Genomic DNA, 21,316 nt, shown 5'->3' on the forward strand with positions numbered 1-21,316 from the left:
TATAAGATATTTTAATATGACTGTTTAATGAATAATTATCTATTTAAATTAGCAGTTATATTAATTTTATTCAGTGTCGACTTTAATAATTTCAGTTTTTGTTTTTTGTTTAAATAGTTTATTATTAATTTTTATAAAATAGATTTTAATATTATTTCAAAAAGTAAAAATTAAAGTAAATAATAAAACAGTAATAGCTCCTAACGTCAAGCCAATAGTTAGAAATATAAAAGGATTACTAATTATATTATTAATTAATTGATATAAAGCAAAGACCAAGTTAATTAAAATAATTGTTGGAATAAGGATTAAACATAAATATTTGAAACCTTTATTTCATTTAACTCATGAATATTGATTATTAAATTCTTTTAAACTATCATAACATTTTCAAATAAGGATAACACCAATTAATTCACAAATACCAATAATCATTTGTCAAATACCAGTAACTCATATTGCAAGTCCATCAATTAAAGGACTACTATTATTAAAGCAGAATATTAAACCAAGCATAAAACTACTAATAATCATTATTAATAATGCTTGATAACGTTTAATGCCATAACAACTAATTAGAGGATTAACAACGGCTTCAGCTATTGCTATTAATGAAGATATACCAGCAAAAAATACTGATAAAAAGAAAAGGAAAGATAGGGTGTGACTTAAAAATGGAAGATGTGTTTGCTCAGTAATGATTGCAAAAACTTGTGGAAAAACTTGAAAAATTAAAGTTGGACCCGAAATAAATACTTCATCAATAGTTTTATGCTGATTATATGCAATTGCACCGATTCCTCCAAAAACAGTACATGTTGTTAATAAAGCAACAATAACAGTACCAACCATAATAATTAAACCTTTATTAGTAGTATTACTAGTACCAATATTGGCGCATGACTTGAAAAAATAATAATGACACCTGTACAAGTTGAAAGCATAAAGAAGGCTTGTCCAAAAGCATCAGTTCAAATGCTACTAGTTAATATTTTTTTACTATTAAAACTAAACATTGTTTTTAAACCATCTAGAGCACCAGGTAAAGTTAAAACATAAATCATCATCATTAAAATCATGATAAATAGGCTAGGAATAAAAATTTTATTTGCTAAATCAATCCCTTTAACAACGCCACCCAACAAAATAACACCAGTAATAATTCAAACCATAATTAAACTAATTAAAACTCAAATACTAATATTACCCAATTGACTAAAATTTTGTGGTACATCGTTGGAAGTTTGACCAATTAATTTATTTAAGAAAAATCCTTGTTGATTTAAACCAGGAAGAAAAGATATAACTATTGCCAATAATGATCAAGCGACAAGAACACTATAAAATACACCCATTATTCAAACAACTGCAGTTTGTAAAAATCCAAAGAAAGTCCCAGGAGTTTTTGCTAAATCTTTAAAAATTTCAACATGATTTTTACGATATTTATTACCTAAATTGATTTCAATTAATAAAATTGGTAAAGCACAGACAATTAGTGCAATAAAGAATGGAATTAAAAAGATACCACCATGTTTATTCATTTGATTTGGAAATCCCCAAATACTTCCTAATCCTACAGCAGCACCCAGTACTGACATAATAAATCCTCATGTAGTTATGTTTTTTTTCTTTTTGCCTTTCATATAATCAGTCCCTTTATTTTTAGATAGTATTATGAATTTTACACAATAGTGATCAAAGTTACAATATATATTAGTAATATATTTTTAATCTTTAGTTAAAAGTTATATTTTTTAAAACCATTAAAATTCAAATTTAAAAATATCAATGTATAATATTCTTAGTTATGTATATTTGATTTTTGTTTATTAGGAGGAAGATAGATGATAAAGATATTACTTACGTGTTCAGCTGGTATGAGCACTTTAAGACTAGAAGCAAATATGAAAGAGTATATTAAAGAGTTAAATTTAGATTATGAAGTGAAAGCATTAGGTGCTACTGAAGCAAAAGCATCTTTTGCTAAAGGTGAAAAATGGGATGTTGTTTTATTAGGACCACAAGTAAGTTATATGAAAAATGATTTTACTAATATTATTGGAAATGCTGCTCTTAATATTATTCCAGCAGCAGTTTATGCGATGGTTCAAGGTAAAGAAACGTTAGAATTAGCAATGAGTTTGTTAGAAATTAAAAAATAATACTATGAGCATTAAAGAAAAAGAGAAAAGTAATAATATTGATTTTGAAAAAATTTCACTTGAAATAATTTCTTTTGCTGGAAAAGCAAAATCTTTAGCAATAGAAGCAATTACTCTCGCTAAGGAAGGACAATTTGAAACAGCATTAAAAATGATTGATGAAGCAAACGATAATATTACTAAAGCTTTGCAATCACATATGAGCGTCATTGTTGAAGAAGGTAAAGGTTATCAATTACCTTTTTCAGTATTGTTTATGCATTCTGAAGATCATTTGTTAACAACACAAATGATGATTGAAATTAGTAAAGAATTTATTAATTTATATCAATTTATAAACAGAAAAAAATAAAAATAGGCAAATGCCTATTTTTATTTAAAGTATAAAATTAATCTTTTGGTTTTTTTTCAAAATCTTCTCCATCTTTTTCTAATCCTTTGATTGGACAAAGTAGAGGATAATTTTCTTTACAATAATCACAATGTCATTTTTTCTTTTTGAAAATTTCTTTAAATTTTTTAAACATTATATTTTTTCTCTCTTTCTTTTCATTATTTTTTTGTAAGTATATTTTATTCTTGTTCAAGTTCTGTTCATGAGCCAGTAGTGTTAGTTACTACTTTTCATCCTGTATTACTATTTTCGAATTTAGTTTTTAATTGATTAAAATTCTCAATAATTTTTTCAGATAAAGTATATAAATCTTCGTTTGAGATATAACCTTTTCAACCACTTGCATCTCATTCGGGAAATCTAGAAATAATATTAAAAATTTCAGTTTTATTTTTATTAGTATTTAAAATTTTTTGTCATTCATATCGACTTAATGCAATTTTTAAAGTATCATGTCATAAAAATTTATAATATTTTTCTATTATATTTTTATCGTGAGTATTTGGTGAAAATTGTGGCTTTTTACTAAACAAAGTTCCAAAATAGTAACATAGTTCAACTCCGTATGTATTGTATCCACGTATATTAGTTAAAGATTTAAGAATATTCATTAATACCTCTGATAATTTATATATGTTAGGTTTTACTCAATTATTTCCTTGATAAGGAAATTTTATGGTATCGTAGTATATTTTTTCTCTTAATTTTTCAAGGTCATTTAAAGAAAAAAGTTTAAATCAAGTATCTAAAGTACTACTTTTTATATAAATTAATGTTGCAGGACTTTTTGAATTTTCTTTTCAGACAGTACAAATTTCATCTTTTCCATCATATTTTATTGGTTCATTTTTTAAAATATTTGTAGTTTTAATTTCGGTGTTTAAAATAGAATTTAAGTTTCCAATTGATGATGAAACCGTTAAAAAACTTACTGCTGTTAATAGTGTTTTCATAATCATTCCCCCTTTTTAGTTTTTTTACTTTATATAAAAATTATTTTAATTATCTGTTTAAAATTTTACTATATTCTAAGTAAAATAAAATATAAACGATAATAAGTCAATTTTAAACATTGGATTTATTTGATAACTAAACTTTAAATTTTTTAAGAAATTTATTATAATTTTTTATACTTATAAAAATCAAAAAATAAGTATAGTATTTATATTGTTTAATTAAGTAACACAATTCACCCCGAGTTTTTATTTTTAATTATTTTTATTTTGTGATAATATATTAAGTAACACAATTCACCCCGAGTTTTTATTTTTAATTATTTTTATTTTGTGATAATATATTAAGTAATAATATATAAGAACCTGTTTAAAATCTTTTAGAGAAATAGGGTAAAATGATTATATATTTTAAGATAAGAGGTATATATGCGTAAAAATTATCCTAGTAATGTTAGCAAAGAGCAATTTGAAAATATAAAATCAATTTTAGAAAATACTAAAAAGAGAACTAAACCAAGAAGCTTAGATTTATATGAAGTATTTTGTGCAGTTTTATATGTATTAAAAAGTGGTTGTCAATGAAGAATGTTACCAAAAGATTTTCCAAAATGACAAATTGTATATTATTATTTTCAAGTTTGAAGTAAAAATAATGGTAAAGAACCTAGTGTATTACAATTAGTTTTAAAAAAAATTAGTCATGGCATTTCGTATCAATAATGGTAGAAAAGAACAAACTAGTTTTTGTATAATTGATTCACAAAGTGTTAAAAATACAGATACTACTAAAAACAAAGGTTATGATGCTGGTAAAAAGATTTCAGGAATAAAGCGTCATATTGCTGTTGATTCTCAAGGTTTACCACATGCAATTTACATAACCACAGCAGAAAAAACAGATCGTAACAGTGCTATAATAATGATTGAAAATGAAAAAGAGAATCTTTCTGCAGTTCAAAAAATACTAATAGATGCTGGTTATACTGGTGAAAAATTTGCTTCTAAAATTAAAACAATTATAAATGCAAATGTTGAAGTTATAAAACGTAATGAATTACATTCTTTTGTAGTATTACCAAAAAGATGAGTTGTAGAACGAAGTTTTGCATGATTAGAAAAATGCAGAAGATTATGAAAAAATTGTGAAAAAAAATTAAATACTAGCTTACAAATGGTTGTTCTTGCCTTTATTTCAATTTTATTGAAAAGATTTTAAACAGGTTCTTAGAATTTTATTAAAATTAATATTATTTATACTAGTTAATCTTAATAATCTTGTATTTTTAATAGTTTTTAATTTATCAAATATCATAGATTTCCTATCTTTTTTAATTTTAATATTTTAATCCAAGAAGTCTATTATATAGAGAAACATGAAGCAATATTAATAAAGGAAAATTATATAAAATAATAACCTAAAAATAAAATAATATTTATTTTTTTACAAATTAATTATTATTAATAAGTTTTATTAATCTTTTTTGTCTAACAAAATAACCAATTAAAATTAAAACTCCAGGAATAACAAATGTTGTTAAACTAAATAAACCTGTTAAAAATAATCATTTTTCTTCAATAAAATAATTATTTAAACAAAGTAAAAAGGGAATCACTTGAAATAGTCCATAAATAATTATTAAAATAATAACTAGTGAAAAATAATTAAAAAATGTAAATATTCCATAAATAATACAGCTAATAAGTAATATTATTGACATAATCATTCCAATTATTAAACCTATTTTAATAAAATTATTATTATTTATCATTTTTTCATTACTCCTTTTTTTACTTTATATAAAATTTTAATATAAAATGTTATAATATTATTATACTACTTATGGGAGAAAGATAATCTATTGCAAAAAATAAATATTTTGTTTAAAAATCAGATTCAAAAGAAAATTAAAGTAAATAATTTATTAAAACATAAAAATCAAATTGTATATTTTTATAATGTAATTGTCTTTAAAACATATATATTAGTTTATTATTATTACTATAAATAAAAAATACAAACTTAAAATACTACCAATTGACTTTCCAATTGATAATAATACTTCTACTTTTTCATCTAAATTAATAATTTAACAAGTTAATATTATTAATTTTTTAAAAAATTCTTTAAAAGAATACTATAAAAATAGTAGACACTGCTTATAAAAAAATAAATAATATAAAAACTTTTTTCTAACTAAAAGCAGACTGTATGGATGGGTTACACTTCAAATTACAATCTGCTTTAATAATTTTATATTATAACTTTATTTTAAATATTTAACTAATAATCTATTGCAAATTTCAATCCATACCCTAAACTTCTAATTAAATAGACATTAGAAAATGACATATCGAATGTTAATTTTGCAGGAAATAAAAATTGAATGTGTCAATCAAGATTATCAAAAAATAATGCAATAGTTATACCTCTAACAACTTCAGCAGTTGCTAAAAAATCTTGATACGATTCTTTAAATGAAAAATTCATTCTATTATATGCTACTTCTTCATCTGTAATTTTTTCCTCATTAATTTTATTGATTTCTTTTCCCATTATTTTTAAAGGAACAGAAAATACATCATAATGATCTGAACTTCAGTCTATTTTATCTGAACCATTATTTAAAAATCATTCTAATATTCTAATAGATTTTGGTTTTTGAAAAGATTTTAAACCTGTAGAAACTACAAAATCTCAACTTTCATAAGCTGGATTTGATACTGATGAAGTTTTATAACTATGAACAATATCTTTTTTATTTTCACTAAATTCATAAGTTATTTCTTTAACTTCTTTTGGACTATTATTTATATTTAAAAAATTATTTGCATTTGTAAACGCTAAACCAATCGTTCCTAATAATGTTATTAAAGTTTTCATATATATTTTCCTTTCATAAATTAAAATATTACATTTTTATTTTTATAAATATTCCATAATTTATTTTATTAAACTTCTGGAACTCAATTAACTTTTAAATCGTTATTTTCACCAATAAAATGGTTCTTTCCTTCATCTGTTAATGTTAATTTAACATGTGTATCATGTTCTTTTAAATCTTCTGTAGTTAAAGGATCACCATCTACTTTTACAATATTAATCATATTAATATCTAATTTTGAAAAACCATTTTGTTTTTTTTAATTCTTTTACTAAAATAGTTTTAAATTCATCAATATCTGCTTTACAATTTACAGTTGGAGTTGTTAAAAATTTTAAGTTTTGTTTAACAAATAAATTTAATGAAACATCATATTCAACTGTTTGATCTACTAGTTCAACTTTATTTGTTTCTTGTTTTACTCCTTTATATAAATTTAATTTAATTTTAATTGTAATAAAATTTTCTGAACCAATAATTAAACCTTGTTGATCTTCTGCAGAATATATTGCTACTAATTCATTTTCTTTAACTTCAATATTTTTATCTTTGAAAATTTTTGAACTGGAACTGTATTATTAATTGGTACTATAATAGTTGCTAAATCTACTGTTAATTTTGATCAAACAAAATCATATGTATTATTTTCTTCGTTATATTTAATACCAAAACCTTCTAAATTACTAAAGTCATCAACATTATAACTAGAAGCAAATGATTTACTTAAAATACTTTCTGATGTTTTACAAGCAACTATTGCTGTTGTACTTACTGTTGTAAATCCAATCGTTCCTAAAATATTTAATCATTTTTTCATTTTTATAAAAACCCCCTTTTTTATACACTTATTATATTATTATTTTAAAAAAAATAAAAAAATACATTTTTAAATGTCAACAATATTTTTTATCGATTAAAATGTATTTTTTATATTTAAAATTATTATTTTAACTGTATAAAAAGTATAAGCCATTAACTATTTTAAAAGTAATAACTTTAACTTTATATAAAAAAATACAAATTAAAAAACAATTAGTTTTTTAATTTGTTCACTAATTTCTTTACTTTCTAAAACTTCAATTAACTTTAAACCAAATTCAAATACAGCACCAATTGATTTTCCAGTTATAATATTATTATCTACTACTACTTTTTCATCTAAAATAATACTTTTATTTAAACCAATATTAGCGTCTGGAAAATGCGTAATTTTTTTGTTATCTATTAAATTTAATTGCCCTAAAATTTGCGGTGCTGCACAAATAGCAGCAATAAACTTATTACTATCTTTAGCAAAAATAACTAACATTGATTTTAATAATTCATTTTTGCTTAAGTTTTCTACTCCAATTTTACCACCCGGTAAAATTAGCATCTTATAACTTAACAAATCAATATCACTGATTTTCTTTTCACATAAAATAAAAACATTATGACTTGATTTGATTTTTAAGTCATTTTCAATACTTACTAAATCAATAATAATATTAGCCCTTCTTAATAGATCAATAGTAATTATTACTTCACCCATTTCATAGCCTGTTGCTAAAAAAATGGCTACTTTAAACTTCTCATTATTACTCATTATTTCTTTTCAATTCATTATTTAATTTAAAAACATTAATAGCATTTTCCCTAGTTGCATTAATAATACTTTGTTTTGGGATCTTCTTTAATTCAGCTATTTTATTAACTGTAAATATTATATTTTCTGGATGATTAATTGTTAATCCATTTTTGGGATTTTTGCCTCTTTTTGGTTCAGGAGTTAAATATGGCGCATCTGTTTCAACTAATATTTTATTAATTGGTATATTTTTTGCTACCTCTTGTAACTTCAAAGCATTTTTATATGTCACATTACCTGCAAAAGAAATATAAAAACCTTGTTTTATAAATTTTTCAGCTATTACTTTTGTTCCCGTAAAACAATGAAGAACACCATTAGTAATATTTTCTTTTTTAATAATTTCAAAAGCATCTTCAAAAGCATTACGAATATGTAATAATACGGGTAATTTATGTTCTTTAGCTAATTTTAGTTGTTCAATAAATCATTTTTTTTGCAATTGTGGTTCTGTAAATTTATGATAATAATCTAATCCAATTTCACCAATAGCAACTACTTTACCAGTTGCTATTAATTTTTTCAATTCTGAAATAGTATTACTATCGCAAGTATTTACTTCTGTTGGATGAATACCTACAGCTGCATAAAGATTAGAAATTTTTTCTTCACTCTCAAATTCATAAATTTGACTAACAGCTTGCTTACTAGTATTTAAGTCAAAACCAACATTACAAATACTACCAATACTATCACCTGCTGAATAAGCATCAGTTAATAATTTTAATATTTCTGTTTCATCATAATGTTTTGACATTAAATGACAATGAGTATCAAAAATTCCATTATTAGCCATATATTTTACCTTCCCTTTTATTTTCCTAAACAAAATCTTTTAAAAATTTCATCTAATAAATCAGTTTCAAATTTTTTACCTTGCATTTCTAAAATCTTATTTCATGCAGTTTGTAAGTGTACAATAATTAAGTCTATCGAAATATTCTTTTTTAAATCTTTTAATGCTTCTGAAATACTAAGTTCAATTTCATCCAAATATGCTAATTGTCTTGTATTCGCAAAAAGTAATTCTTTATCAAAATTAATTTCAGTAGTTATAATTTTATTTTTTATTCCTAAAATTAGATTTTCAATTTCGCCCATTATTGCACTAACTTTTACCACATTAAAATTATTTTTAATGTCTAATTTTAATTTTAACCTTAAATCCGTTTTATTAATAGCAATAAGGTAATTTTTATGTTTTATTTTTTCTAATAATTGTTTATCCTCAATACTTAAATCTTTTGAACCATCTAGTACTAATATTATTAAATCTGCTTCGTTTAAAGCCTTATGTGATTTATCAATACCTGCTTTTTCGATATCATTTAAAGTATGACGTATACCTGCTGTATCAATTAAATTTAAACTAATATCACCCAAATTAATTTTGCCTTCTACCAGATCTCTTGTTGTTCCTTCTTCATTAGAAACAATAGCTTTATCTTCATTTAAAAGCACATTAAATAGGGAAGATTTTCCAACATTAGGTTTTCCAATAATAACTGTATTAATTCCCTCTTTTATAGTTTTAGTAATTTTACTATGTTCTTTAATAACTTTTATTTTATTTAAAAATTTTTCAACTAAAGGAATAACATTATTAATTGTTTTTTCCTCAACCCCATCGTATTCAGGATAATCAATATTAACTGTTATATTAGCAATTAAAGTTAGTAATTCTGAAGATAATTCATCAATTAGTATTCTTGTTTTACCACTTAAACTATTAATAGCGGTTTTTAAAATAGTATTATTTTCAGCCATAATTAAATCATTAATATCTTCTGCTTCAATTAAATCAATTTTATCATTTAAATAAGCTCTTCTCGTAAATTCTCCTCTTGTTGCCATTCTCATACCTGTAGATAGTAATAATTGCAAAATTTTTTGTGTTATTAGCACTCCACCATGACAATTAATTTCAATTGTATCTTCACCTGTAAAAGATTTGGGAGCGCGATAACATGCCAAAACAACTTGATCAATTTTATTCTTATTATGATCAATAATATATCCTGTTATTAAAGTGTGACCTTTTTGATTTAAAATATCTTTATCAAAAACCTTATTTAATAGCTCATAAGTATCTTTTCCTGAAATTCTAATAATACTAATTGCTTGATTTAAAGGTGCGGTTGCAATTGCAGTAATAGTATCATTTAACATTTTTTCCTCTTTTCATTTAAACAATCTAAGATTTTAAATCTTAGATTACTCTAATTTTCCAATCTAATTACTACATGACGGTTATAACCTATACCTTCAGAAAAACTTGATATTCCTTCAATATTTTTAACTATTTCATGTATAATTTTTCTTTGGTTATTAGGCATTGATTCAAAATGAAACATTTCTTTACTTATTCTTATTTTTTTTATAATTTCATATATTCTAATTTTTAAATTTTGTTTTTGAATATTTAAATAATTATTAACATTTATTACTATTTGATAGTTTCTTTTAAATTTTGTTTCTAAATAAGTAATAAGTAAATTTTGTAAAGCACTAATTGTATAACCTTTTTTGCCAATTAAAATTGAATTTTCATTTTTACAATTAATATTAATATAAAATTTATTGCCATTTAATATTATTTCTTCTTGATAATTTTTTATATTAAAAAGTTCCAATAAATCATGTCATTTATCATTCAAATAATTTTTAACATCATTTTCGTTAAAAATAAAAATTTTAGTAATGGTTTTAAATAAACGTTTTTCTATACCTAATTTTATATAAAATGTCTTGGGGGGTAAATTTTTGATAGTTTTTTCTAAATCAATATTTTTTTTAAATGATTTAATTTTCATCTTTTTTTCTCCACATTATAATAAATTACTTATTTTTTTAGGTTGAACAACTATTTCAGATTTTGTAAATATCTTTTTAATCTTACTTGAAAATGGTGTACTAATTGTACCATTTTTTTTATAACGGCTACGTTTATGTTTATTATAGTAATGAAAACCAAGAGTTTGAAATATTTGTAATATTCCAGAAATAATTCAATAAATGCCTAATCCTGAAGGAGCAACACATACATAAAATAAAAACATAAAAATCATAACGCTTTGAATAATAACTTGTTTTTTTAATGCAGCTTTTGCTTCTTTAGTTTTAATCTTCTGTCGTGAACGATTTAAAAACATCGGTAATAACATAGAAACTAATTGTGTTGGTATATATATAACAATAATTATTAAATACATAAATTGGCCATGGGTAACCATAGTTCATGGTTGTTCAACTAAACTAATAGCACCAACAACAGTATTTTTTAATAAATTAGTTGATTTCATAACAGTAAACATAGCTGTTAAGAAAGGAAGTGATAAAAACATTGGAATAAAAGCAGCCATTGGATTTATTCCTTCTTTTTTATAAATAGCCATTAATTCCATTTGTTGTTTTTGTTTTGCACTTGGATCACGTGAATGTTTATATTTGGCTTGAATTTTGGAAGTTTTCATTTGCACTGATTGCATTTTTTCCTGATTTTGTTGGGCTTTAAAAGTAAATACTAATGTAATAAGTTTAATAATTAAGGTTGTAAAAATAATAGCAAAAATAACACTTACTGATCAATATTTTGAATTTACATCAACTCCACCACTTAATCCAGCAGAAATACTAACTAAGATTCAAGCAATTGGATAAACAAACATTCCAAAGAACGGTGATTTAGTTTGCGTTCAAGCTTCACTTCATGTTCTAATCCCTGTAAATCCATACTCATAAATATTATTACCATTAAAATGAAAAATGTGATTTTTTGCTACATCACTGTTACCAATAAGTAATTCAAAAAAAACAGCCGCTACATTATATTTTTGAAAATCATAAGCTGAAATAACATCACTAGTTGCAACATTAGGATCACTCATAGTCTGACCGCAACCTCAAAGTGTTGACATCAATAAAAAAGTCCCTAAAATAATTTTAGTTCATTTTCATGTTATTTTTAATCAAACGTTTTTTTTCTGTTGTTTAGGAAATAAAAACTTTTTATATTGCATTAATTTTACTCTCCTATAATGGGATTTTCATTAAAAGATGTAATAAAGAACTAAGATTTTCTTCATATGTATTAGATAAATAATTTTTTCTAATCATAATTACTATATCTACTGGTCAATCTTTTTTAATATCTACTAACATTCCTCGTACTTGACGTTTAATCTTATTACGTGCAAAAGCAAAACGAACTAGTTTTTTTCCTACTGATACACCTACTCGTATAGTCTCAAAATCTACTCTATTCATATAATAGATAAAAAATTGACCATTTGAAATACTTTTTCCTTCATTAATTAAATATTTAAAATGATGATTTTTCAAAAGGCGGTATTTTTTTTCCATATTTTGTTCACCTTATTTTATTTTTTAAACTATGCTGTTAATTTTTTACGTCCTCTTTGACGTCTTCTTTTAATAACATTAATCCCTGTTGCAGATTTCATTCTTGCAAAAAAACCATGAGTTTTTTGATGTTTTCTCTTACTTGGTTGATATGTCGGTTTCATTTTTTTCTCCTTTTTTTAAAATTCTAATAAAAAATCATTAAGAGTATTCTAACATAATATTTATATCTTAACAAATTATTCTGTTTATTTTTAATAAAAAAATAAATCATTTATAATATTAAATAATAAATATTATTTTTTTTATTTTTTTTAAAAGTATAATACAGATTATAATTATAAAAAAGTTATCAACATTAATCCACAATTTATCCACAATAATTATATTAATTAAAGAGGTTTTTAAAATGAATGACACTGATAATAAACGAGAAAACTTTCAAAATATTTGAAATAAAGTTAGAAATTTTCTTCAATATGATGAAATGATTGATCCAAGTATTTTTAATAACTATATTAAAAACACTTATATTTATGATATTTTTGAAAATAAATGTTTAATTATTGTTGATTCACTATTTGCAAAAGAAATTTTAACTAAAAATATAACATTTAAAGTTAAAGAAATTTTGGAAAGAATTATTCAACAAAATCTTCAAATTGAATTTTTAGAACTTAATGAAGCAAAGAAACAAAAAATATATGTAGAAAAAGATTTTGTTGAATTTAATAAATTGCAACAAATTAAAAAACAATTTCAATTTAATAACTTTGTTAAAGGTGAATCAAATAACGATGCTTATCAAGCAGCATTTTCAATTACCATAGAACTTGGTAGGTATTGAAATCCCTTATTTATCTATGGTAATTCTGGATTAGGAAAAACACATTTACTTCATGCTATTGAAAATGAAATACTAACAAAATATAATAATCAAAAAAAAGTACTTTACTTATCTTCTGAAGAATTTGGTCGTATGGTACCAGAAATTATTAAACAAAATGTTAATGATATTGAAAAATTTAAAGATTCATTTAATCAATACGATGTTCTTCTAGTTGATGATATTCAATTTTTAGCTAATCGTAGTAAAACAAATGAAATATTTTTTCATATATTTAATAGTTTTGTTAACAAACAAAAACAAATTGTTATTACATCAGATAAACATCCTGATGATTTATATGGTTTTGAAGAAAGAAATGTTTCAAGATTTCAAAGTGGTTTAAGTGTTGGTATTGATTCACCAGATTTTGAAACTTCATTAATTATTTTAAAAGAAAAAATTAAGTCTTTAAATTATGATCCAAGCATTTTTACTGAAGAATCTTTAAGTTTTATTGCTTTAAATTTTAATAGTGATGTTAGAAAATTAGAAGGAGCATTAAATAGATTAATTTTTTACAGCATTTTATATATAAAGCCTAATCATTTAATAGTGCTTGAAGACGTTATGAAAGCTTTTAAAACATCAAATACTTCATTAAAAGAAAAACTAACTATTAAAAAAATTAAAACAATTGTATCTGAATATTATAATATTCCAATCAAATTATTGATTAGTACTTCTAGAGTTAAAACGATAACAATAGCACGCCATGTAGCAATGTATTTAATAAAAACACTTTTAAATGAATCATATACAAAAATTGGTTCTGAATTTGGAGGTAAAGATCATACAACAGTAATGAATGCTTATAACAAAATTAAAAAAAATATTGAAACTAATTATGAATTTAAAAAAAATATTGAAAGATTATCACGTGAATGTTTAAAACACAATTAATCCACTATTTTAATCATAAATTATTAACATATAAAATCCTGATTTTTTACTGATTTTATAAGTTAAAATTAGTTATTCACATTAATCCACATTGTAATATTACTAATAATTAATTAAATAATAATAATTAATATATATAATATATAATTAATTATTAATGTTTAAAAAATGGGAGATATTTATGAAAATCGAAATCAAAAGTTCTATATTATTCAAAATAATAAAAAAAATAATAAAAATAACAATTTCTAATAACAATTATGAAGAATTATCTTGTTTTTTATTAGAAGTTGAAAAAGAAAAAATAATTTTAACCGCATCTAATGGTAATTTATCATTAAAATATGAACTAAATAATAATGAAAAATATTTAAAAATATTAAATATTGGTTCAGTATTAATTAATACTAAAATTATTTATGATATTTTTAGTAAATTAGAAGATGAATGAATTTTATTTGAACTTAAAATTAATAACTTAATCATTAGTAATTTTAAAAATGATAATAATGATTTTATCTTCAAACTAAGTACGTTGACAATTGAAAAATTTCCAAAAATTAACTTTAATAAAAATAATAAAAATAAAGTATCTTTTAATAAAAGTTTGTTGCAAAATATAAATGAACAAATTGCTTTTGCAACAAATACAAACAATAATAAACCAGCATTAAGTGGAATTAATTTTAAATTTAATGATCAAAAGTTATTTGTTACAGCAACTGATGGATATTGTTTAGCAAAAAAGTGATTTTCTTTTGAAGAAAAATTAGAATTTAGTAATAAAGAGTTTAATATTCCAGTTCATTTATTAAATGAAATTGATAAAATTACTAGTGATTTAAATTCAAATATAAATTTTTATTTTGAAAATGATTATAATTTAATTATTGAAATTGAAAATTTTTTATTTCAAACACGAATGATTGAAGGTACTTATCCAAATACGGATGATATTATTAAAAATATTATAGAAAAAGAAAAAAATATTATTGAAATTAATAACGTTAGAGAATTTTTAAAAATTATTGAATTATCAATAATTTTAGCAAAAAAAGATACTTCACCTATGATTCAATTTTGAATCAATGTGGAAAAAAATGATTTTAAAATTAATTGTTTATCTAATAATGATAGTATAGGTGAAGTAATTGAACAATTTAAAAAATTTCATATTGTGAAATCTAAAAGTTTAAAAGAAGAAATAAAAGTAGTTTTTAATTCAAAATTAATTATTAATGCTTTAAAATCTTTTAATAAATGTAAAAAAGTAAATTTGAAAATTTCTTGACCAAAAAATTATACAATTATTGATAGTGAAGAAGAAACTGGGTTATTACAACTAGTTTTACCAATTGGAGAAAAATAATATGATATAACTAAAATAGTTATTTTTAATTAATAAGCTAAGAAAAGGTAAAAAATAATGAAGAAGAAATTACAATTGTTAAGTATGTTTACTATTTTAATTTTTACTAATTTAAATATAATTGCTTGTAAAAATAAGCAAGATAGTATTAGTCAATTTTATGTTTTAGGGGATAGTTTATCAGATACTGGTGCAGGAACATTTGCACAAAATCAATATTTAGAAAATAGTAATAGTAAATTTAAACATTTTCAATTAGATAAACCTTATTATAATAATTGTTGAAGTAATAATAAAGTAGCTTCACAATTAATTGCTGAAAAATTAAATATTAATTTTAAACCTGGGTGATTATTTAACATCAATGGTAAAACATTTCAAAGTTTGGGTAATAATTATGCTTATGGAGGAGAAGTTGCTGATAGCAGTGATAATAATTTAGATATTATTAAAACTTTTGATTTGTCTCATCAAACACAAATGTTGTTATTACAACATTCTTTACAAAAAAAAGATGTTATTTGAATAGAAATGGGAGCTAATGATATTGGTAATTTAATGAATAAAACAGATCCTATTATTATTAACAGTAAGATTAATAATGTAATAAATGAAGAAAAAAAAGCAATAAAATTATTAATTAAAAATGGTGCAAATAAAATTATTATTAGTGATGTTCCTGACTTAACATTAACACCAAAAATTAAAAAGATATTACATAATAATCAACAAAAAATACAAATAGCACGTAAAACATGTATTGAATATCAAAAACAATGAAAAAAAATGATATTAGAAATGAAAATAATTTATAAAAATATTATTACACCTTTTTTTCTTTCAAGAGAATTAGCAACTGATATGAATAATTTTAAAAATAAAATTCCAGATGGAATTGTTGAAACTAGTGCTACAATTTGTAAAATGATGTCTAAAGAAACAAAATATTCTTATAAACCAGTTTTTAATTCTGGAGTTAATGAAAGTAATTTAAATAAATATTTTTATTTTGATGAGTTTCATCCAGGTATGTGATTTCATCAACAAATGGCAAATAGTATTATTAATTTAATAGAAAATTTTAAATAGATTTTTTGTTAAATATTTTTAAAAAAGTAATTTATTATTTTTGAATAAAGATTTTTTAATTTTTCTTTTAAAAAAATTATGTTGTTTTAAATCAAAAAAAATGTATAATTTATACATAAAATGTAAAATAATATGCTTATTTTAAAGAATAAAAAGTCTTTTTTTAAATTTATTTTTGAAATTTTAAATATTTTCATTATTAAATTAATGAAAATATTTAATGATGAAAGAGAGTGAAAATAGTGAGCACAAGGACTCCAAATGATTATAATGTTAACTCAATTCAAGTTTTAAAAGGACTAGAAGCAGTTAGAAAACGACCTGGAATGTATATTGGTTCCACTGCAGAAAGAGGATTACATCACTTAGTTTGAGAAATAGTTGATAATGCTGTTGATGAAGTTATTGCCGGTTTTTGTACAAAAATTTCTGTAACTATTACTAAAAATAATGAAATATTAGTAAAAGATAATGGTCGAGGTATTCCTACTGATATACATCCAAAGACTAATATTTCAACAGTAGAAACGGTTTTTACTACATTACATGCTGGTGGAAAATTTGATAATGGTTCTTATAAAGTATCAGGTGGTTTGCATGGTGTTGGTGCTTCAGTAGTAAATGCTTTAAGTAAGTATTTGGAAGTTACTATTTACCGTGATGGTAATATTTTTTTTCAAAAATATATTGAAGGTGGTAAACCAGAATTACCATTGGCAGTTATTGGACAAAGTGATAAAAAAGGAACAACTGTTTTATTTAAACCTGATGAAAGTATTTTTACTGAAACTGTAAATTTTAGTTTTATAATAATTAAAACAAGGTTAAGACAACTTGCTTTTTTAAATAAAGGTTTAACTATTCAAGTTATTGATGAACGTGAAAATAAAGAAGAAACTTTTTGTTATGAAGGGGGCATTAAAGAATATGTTGCCTTTTTAAATAATAAATTTGAACCTTTAAAACATGAAATTATTTATGGAGAGTTTGAAATAAATGGTATAAACTCAGAAATAGCTTTTCAATATAATGAAAGTGAAGAATCTCAAATATTTTCATTTTGTAATAATATTAATACACCTGAAGGTGGAACACATGAAGATGGTTTTCGTTTAGCATTAACAAGAGAATTGAATTCTTATGCGAAAAAAAATAATCTTTTAAAAAATAATGATGAAACATTTACTGGTGATGATGTTAAAGAAGGAATTTTAGCAATTATTTCAGTTCAACATCCTAATCCACAATATGAAGGGCAAACTAAAACAAAACTTGGTAATTCTGAAGTTAGAAAAATTGTTTCTAATGTAACTGGAAAAATAATTAATAAATTTTTATTGGAAAACCCTGCTGAAGCAAAAATTATTATTAACAAAGTTATTTTATCAGTAAGTGCACGTTTAGCATCTAAAAAAGCACGTGAGAATATTATGACTTCGAGAAAAAATCCTTTACAATTTTCTAATTTACCTGGTAAATTAGCAGATTGTTCTTCTAAAGATCCAACTAAAACAGAAGTTTTTCTTGTCGAAGGTGAGTCAGCTGGTGGAACTGCAAAGTTGGGAAGAAGTAGAGAAATTCAAGCAATTTTACCATTAAGAGGGAAAATAATTAATGTTGAAAAAGCACGACTTTTAAAAGTTTTTTCTGATGAAGAAATAAATAATCTTATTATTTCCTTTGGCTGTGGTGTTGGTAAAGAATTTAATATTACTAAATTACGTTATCATAAAATTATTATTATGACTGATGCTGATGTTGACGGTTCACATATTAAAACATTATTATTAACATTTTTTTATCGTTACATGCGTCCCTTAATTGATGCTGGTTATATATATATAGCTCAGCCTCCTTTATATAAATTTTATAGTGGTAAATTTGTTAAATATGCATATAATGATCAAGAATTGCAAGAAATTAAAGATAATTTTAATGGAACTAATTTTAACATTCAACGTTATAAAGGTTTAGGAGAAATGAATGCCACACAACTATGAGAAACAACTATGGATCCACAACATAGAATTTTATTACAAGTAAGTATTGATGATGCTTCAGAAGCAGATGAAACTTTTTCAATATTGATGGGGAAAGATGTATTTCCACGAAAAGAATTTATTCAAGAAAATGCTAAATATGTAAAAAACATTGATGCTTAAAAGTTAATAAAATAAAATTAGGAGTTTATATATGAGCGAAATAACTAAAAAAAATGAAACATTTATTTCTAATAAATATGTTCGTAATATATCTGATGAAATGAGAACTAGTTTTTTAGAATATTCAATGTCAGTTATTGTTTCAAGAGCTTTACCAGATGCAAGAGATGGATTGAAACCAGTACATCGTCGAATTTTATATTCTTTAGCAATTTTAGGTATGACATATGATAAACCTTATAAAAAAGCAGCACGTATTGTTGGAGAATGTATTGGAAAATTTCATCCTCATGGTGATATTGCAGTTTATGAAACAATGGTAAGAATGGCACAAGAATTTAATTATCGTTATCCTTTAGCTGATGGCCAAGGTAATTTTGGTTCAATTGATGGTGATAGTGCTGCTGCTATGAGATATACTGAAGTTAGAATGAGTAAAATGGCAGGAGAGTTGGTTAAAGATTTAAATAAAAATACAGTTACTTTTGTTGAAAATTATGATGGTGCTGAAAAAGAGCCTAGTGTTTTACCAGCTTATTTTCCTAATTTATTAGTTAATGGAACAACAGGTATTGCTGTTGGAATGGCAACAAGTATTCCACCACATAACTTAAGAGAAATAGTTGATGCAATTATTTTTGTAGCTCACAATCCTGATTGTGATATTATGGAAATATTAGATATTGTTAAAGGACCTGATTTTCCTACAGGTGCAATGATTTTAGGCGTAAATTCATTTAAAAATGCTTATTTAAACGGAAGATCAACAATAACAGTTCGTAGTAAAACTAAAGTTGAAAAATTATCAAATGGTAAACCTGCAATTATTGTTGAAGAAATACCTTATCAAACTAATAAAACTAATTTAATAAATAATATAGTTAAAGCAGTTCAAGAAAAAAAAGTAAATTATATAACTGATTTGCGAGATGAATCTAATCGTGAAGGAATAAGATTAGTATTAGAAATTAAAAATATTGATTATGCTGAACTTATTTTAAATCAACTATATAAATTTACTTCATTACAAACAACATTCACAATAAATTTATTAGCATTACATAATAAACAACCTAAAGTAATGAATTTAAAAGAAATGATTGAAATTTATATTGAACATCAAATTGAAATTATTCTTAATAAGTCTAATTTTGAATTAAAAAAATATGAACATCAATATCATATTATTTTTGGTCTTGTTAAAGCATTACAAAATATTGATGAAATTATTAAAATAATTAAGGAATCAAAGAAAACAGAAGAAGCATTAACTAATTTACAGAATAAATTTGAATTTTCTGAAAAACAAGCTAAAGCTATTTTAGAAATGAAACTGCAACGTTTAACAGATTTAGAACAAGAAAAATTAAATAATGAATTATCATTTATTAATGAAGAAATTATTCGATTAAGAACTTTAATTAATGAACCTTCTAAGCAAATAGAATTAATGATTTCTCAGTTAACAACAATTAAAGAAAATTATGGTGATGATAGAAGAACTGAAATTATTGAAAATTATGAAGGTGAAATTATTGATGAAGCTTTAATTAAAGAAGAACAGGTGGTTATAACGCTTTCAAAAAGTGGTTATATTAAACGTTTACCTTTAGATACATATAGAACTCAACATCGTGGTGGTGTTGGTGTTAAAGGTGCTGGTGGCACTGATATTAATACTGATGATATTGATAAAGTTTTAATTACTTCAACCCATTCTGATTTGTTAATATTTAGTAATAAAGGAAAAGTTTATCGAATTCGTGCTCATAAGGTACCAAATTACTCAAGAACAGCTAAAGGAACACCAATTGTTAATTTAATAGCAACAGAAAAAAATGAGACTATTAAAACAATAATTGTTATATCAGAAGATTATGATATAAATGCTAATTTATTTTTTGTTACTAAAAAAGGAATTATTAAACGTTCAACTTTAGATCAATTTAAATCTATTTACCAAAATGGTAAGATAGCTATTAAATTGCGTTCAAATGATCAATTAGTAGATGTTCTGAAAACTACAGGTAATAATGAAATAATTATTGCTGTGGCTAATGGACGAGCAGTTAGAATCAATGAAAATCAAGTTAGAGTAATGTCAAGAATAGCCAGCGGAGTAAAAGGAATAGATACAAAAGGTACTCATGTAATTGGAATGTGCTCTAATCAAGATGGTGATTTAGTTGTCTCTATTAGTGACAAAGGTTATGGAAAAATATCACGATTTGAAGAATATCGTTTAGCAAATCGTGGTGGTAAGGGTGTAATTTCAATGAAATTAGCTCAAAAAACAGGAAAATTAATTGGTATAAATTCAATAAATAACACTAATAATAGTAATGATTTATTAATTATGACTTTAAAAGGTACAGTTATTAGATTTTCTTTAGAAGATATAAGAACTACAAGCAGAAATACTATAGGTGTTAAATTAATTAGATTTAAAACAGAAGATGATGCAATTTCTTCAATTGTAACAATCCCAATCACTAAAGAAAAAACTATTTTTATTGATTAA

Annotated in this window: 23 protein-coding genes; 8 read left to right on the top strand and 15 right to left on the bottom strand. The window is 23.0% G+C overall.

The window, feature by feature from the left end; translation table 4 throughout:
• Nucleotides 1-66: 66 nt before the first annotated feature.
• Complete coding sequence (locus ACI2WJ_RS01965) at nucleotides 67-852, bottom strand: hypothetical protein (RefSeq protein WP_400254674.1); 786 nt, start codon at nucleotides 850-852, stop codon at nucleotides 67-69.
• Between the two features lie 5 nt (nucleotides 853-857).
• On the bottom strand, nucleotides 858-1,646 hold the full coding sequence (locus tag ACI2WJ_RS01970; RefSeq protein WP_400254675.1) for a sodium-dependent transporter: 789 nt from the start codon (nucleotides 1,644-1,646) through the stop codon (nucleotides 858-860).
• A gap of 201 nt (nucleotides 1,647-1,847) precedes the next feature.
• On the opposite strand from ACI2WJ_RS01970, the gene ACI2WJ_RS01975 reads away from it, so the two are divergent.
• The gene (locus ACI2WJ_RS01975; protein WP_338958767.1) at nucleotides 1,848-2,165 is read left to right on the top strand and encodes a PTS sugar transporter subunit IIB; all 318 of its coding nucleotides are present in this window, start codon (nucleotides 1,848-1,850) and stop codon (nucleotides 2,163-2,165) included.
• A 4-nt stretch (nucleotides 2,166-2,169) separates the two neighbouring features.
• Nucleotides 2,170-2,517, top strand: a complete 348-nt coding sequence (locus tag ACI2WJ_RS01980; protein ID WP_338958764.1) for a PTS lactose/cellobiose transporter subunit IIA — start codon at nucleotides 2,170-2,172, stop codon at nucleotides 2,515-2,517.
• 37 nt (nucleotides 2,518-2,554) lie between these two features.
• Here ACI2WJ_RS01980 and ACI2WJ_RS01985 read toward each other — a convergent pair whose 3' ends face one another.
• Both ACI2WJ_RS01985 and ACI2WJ_RS01990 read right to left on the bottom strand, forming a co-directional pair.
• A complete protein-coding gene (locus ACI2WJ_RS01985; protein ID WP_252320481.1) occupies nucleotides 2,555-2,692 on the bottom strand; it encodes a hypothetical protein in 138 nt (45 codons plus the stop codon).
• A gap of 46 nt (nucleotides 2,693-2,738) precedes the next feature.
• Complete coding sequence (locus ACI2WJ_RS01990) at nucleotides 2,739-3,512, bottom strand: hypothetical protein (protein WP_400254676.1); 774 nt, start codon at nucleotides 3,510-3,512, stop codon at nucleotides 2,739-2,741.
• 429 nt (nucleotides 3,513-3,941) lie between these two features.
• On the opposite strand from ACI2WJ_RS01990, the gene ACI2WJ_RS01995 reads away from it, so the two are divergent.
• Nucleotides 3,942-4,731 (top strand): IS5 family transposase gene (locus ACI2WJ_RS01995; RefSeq protein WP_400254677.1). Its coding sequence is split into 2 segments (ribosomal slippage): nucleotides 3,942-4,202 and nucleotides 4,204-4,731, totalling 789 coding nucleotides; the frame shifts between segments, so codons are not numbered across the junction.
• 232 nt (nucleotides 4,732-4,963) lie between these two features.
• On the opposite strand, the gene ACI2WJ_RS02000 is transcribed toward ACI2WJ_RS01995, so the two are convergent.
• The 11 genes from ACI2WJ_RS02000 to rpmH all read right to left on the bottom strand — a co-directional run bounded on the left by ACI2WJ_RS02000 (nucleotide 4,964) and on the right by rpmH (nucleotide 12,550).
• Nucleotides 4,964-5,284 carry a hypothetical protein gene (locus ACI2WJ_RS02000; protein ID WP_338958434.1) on the bottom strand — a complete coding sequence of 107 codons (321 nt, stop codon included), beginning with the start codon at nucleotides 5,282-5,284 and terminating at the stop codon, nucleotides 4,964-4,966.
• A 512-nt stretch (nucleotides 5,285-5,796) separates the two neighbouring features.
• Nucleotides 5,797-6,396: a hypothetical protein gene (locus ACI2WJ_RS02005; protein ID WP_400254678.1), complete on the bottom strand. Its 600-nt coding sequence runs from the start codon at nucleotides 6,394-6,396 to the stop codon at nucleotides 5,797-5,799.
• 68 nt (nucleotides 6,397-6,464) lie between these two features.
• A complete protein-coding gene (locus ACI2WJ_RS02010) occupies nucleotides 6,465-6,620 on the bottom strand; it encodes a hypothetical protein (protein WP_338987926.1) in 156 nt (51 codons plus the stop codon).
• A gap of 291 nt (nucleotides 6,621-6,911) precedes the next feature.
• On the bottom strand, nucleotides 6,912-7,214 hold the full coding sequence (locus ACI2WJ_RS02015) for a lipoprotein (protein ID WP_400254679.1): 303 nt from the start codon (nucleotides 7,212-7,214) through the stop codon (nucleotides 6,912-6,914).
• A gap of 204 nt (nucleotides 7,215-7,418) precedes the next feature.
• Nucleotides 7,419-8,000 carry a DJ-1 family glyoxalase III gene (locus ACI2WJ_RS02020; RefSeq protein ID WP_400254680.1) on the bottom strand — a complete coding sequence of 194 codons (582 nt, stop codon included), beginning with the start codon at nucleotides 7,998-8,000 and terminating at the stop codon, nucleotides 7,419-7,421.
• Complete coding sequence (locus tag ACI2WJ_RS02025) at nucleotides 7,975-8,820, bottom strand: TatD family hydrolase (RefSeq protein ID WP_400254681.1); 846 nt, start codon at nucleotides 8,818-8,820, stop codon at nucleotides 7,975-7,977. Before ACI2WJ_RS02025 ends, ACI2WJ_RS02020 begins: the two co-directional genes overlap by 26 nt.
• A 17-nt stretch (nucleotides 8,821-8,837) precedes the next feature.
• On the bottom strand, nucleotides 8,838-10,193 hold the full coding sequence (gene mnmE, locus ACI2WJ_RS02030) for a tRNA uridine-5-carboxymethylaminomethyl(34) synthesis GTPase MnmE (RefSeq protein ID WP_400254682.1): 1,356 nt from the start codon (nucleotides 10,191-10,193) through the stop codon (nucleotides 8,838-8,840).
• A gap of 50 nt (nucleotides 10,194-10,243) precedes the next feature.
• Nucleotides 10,244-10,837, bottom strand: coding sequence for a protein jag (locus tag ACI2WJ_RS02035; protein WP_400254683.1), 594 nt, complete (start codon nucleotides 10,835-10,837; stop codon nucleotides 10,244-10,246).
• 15 nt (nucleotides 10,838-10,852) lie between these two features.
• Nucleotides 10,853-12,043 carry a membrane protein insertase YidC gene (gene yidC, locus ACI2WJ_RS02040; RefSeq protein WP_400254684.1) on the bottom strand — a complete coding sequence of 397 codons (1,191 nt, stop codon included), beginning with the start codon at nucleotides 12,041-12,043 and terminating at the stop codon, nucleotides 10,853-10,855.
• A 13-nt stretch (nucleotides 12,044-12,056) separates the two neighbouring features.
• Nucleotides 12,057-12,386 (bottom strand): ribonuclease P protein component, encoded by a 330-nt coding sequence (rnpA, locus tag ACI2WJ_RS02045; protein ID WP_174481422.1) that lies wholly within the window; start codon nucleotides 12,384-12,386, stop codon nucleotides 12,057-12,059.
• Nucleotides 12,387-12,415: 29 nt separating this feature from the next.
• Nucleotides 12,416-12,550, bottom strand: a complete 135-nt coding sequence (rpmH, locus tag ACI2WJ_RS02050) for a 50S ribosomal protein L34 (RefSeq protein ID WP_174481423.1) — start codon at nucleotides 12,548-12,550, stop codon at nucleotides 12,416-12,418.
• A 245-nt stretch (nucleotides 12,551-12,795) separates the two neighbouring features.
• Between rpmH and dnaA the strand changes: the two genes are divergently transcribed.
• The 5 genes from dnaA to gyrA all read left to right on the top strand — a co-directional run bounded on the left by dnaA (nucleotide 12,796) and on the right by gyrA (nucleotide 21,316).
• Complete coding sequence (dnaA, locus tag ACI2WJ_RS02055; RefSeq protein ID WP_252319048.1) at nucleotides 12,796-14,175, top strand: chromosomal replication initiator protein DnaA; 1,380 nt, start codon at nucleotides 12,796-12,798, stop codon at nucleotides 14,173-14,175.
• 181 nt (nucleotides 14,176-14,356) lie between these two features.
• Nucleotides 14,357-15,544, top strand: a complete 1,188-nt coding sequence (gene dnaN, locus ACI2WJ_RS02060; RefSeq protein WP_400254685.1) for a DNA polymerase III subunit beta — start codon at nucleotides 14,357-14,359, stop codon at nucleotides 15,542-15,544.
• A gap of 57 nt (nucleotides 15,545-15,601) precedes the next feature.
• The gene (locus tag ACI2WJ_RS02065) at nucleotides 15,602-16,633 is read left to right on the top strand and encodes an SGNH/GDSL hydrolase family protein (RefSeq protein ID WP_338958460.1); all 1,032 of its coding nucleotides are present in this window, start codon (nucleotides 15,602-15,604) and stop codon (nucleotides 16,631-16,633) included.
• Between the two features lie 239 nt (nucleotides 16,634-16,872).
• Nucleotides 16,873-18,795, top strand: a complete 1,923-nt coding sequence (gene gyrB, locus ACI2WJ_RS02070) for a DNA topoisomerase (ATP-hydrolyzing) subunit B (RefSeq protein ID WP_400255229.1) — start codon at nucleotides 16,873-16,875, stop codon at nucleotides 18,793-18,795.
• A gap of 31 nt (nucleotides 18,796-18,826) precedes the next feature.
• Nucleotides 18,827-21,316: a DNA gyrase subunit A gene (gyrA, locus tag ACI2WJ_RS02075; RefSeq protein WP_400254686.1), complete on the top strand. Its 2,490-nt coding sequence runs from the start codon at nucleotides 18,827-18,829 to the stop codon at nucleotides 21,314-21,316.

Origin of the sequence: Spiroplasma endosymbiont of Cleonymus obscurus (assembly GCF_964273375.1) — a bacterium.
In the GTDB taxonomy this organism is placed as follows: Bacteria; Bacillota_I; Bacilli_A; order Mycoplasmatales; family VBWQ01; genus Spiroplasma_E.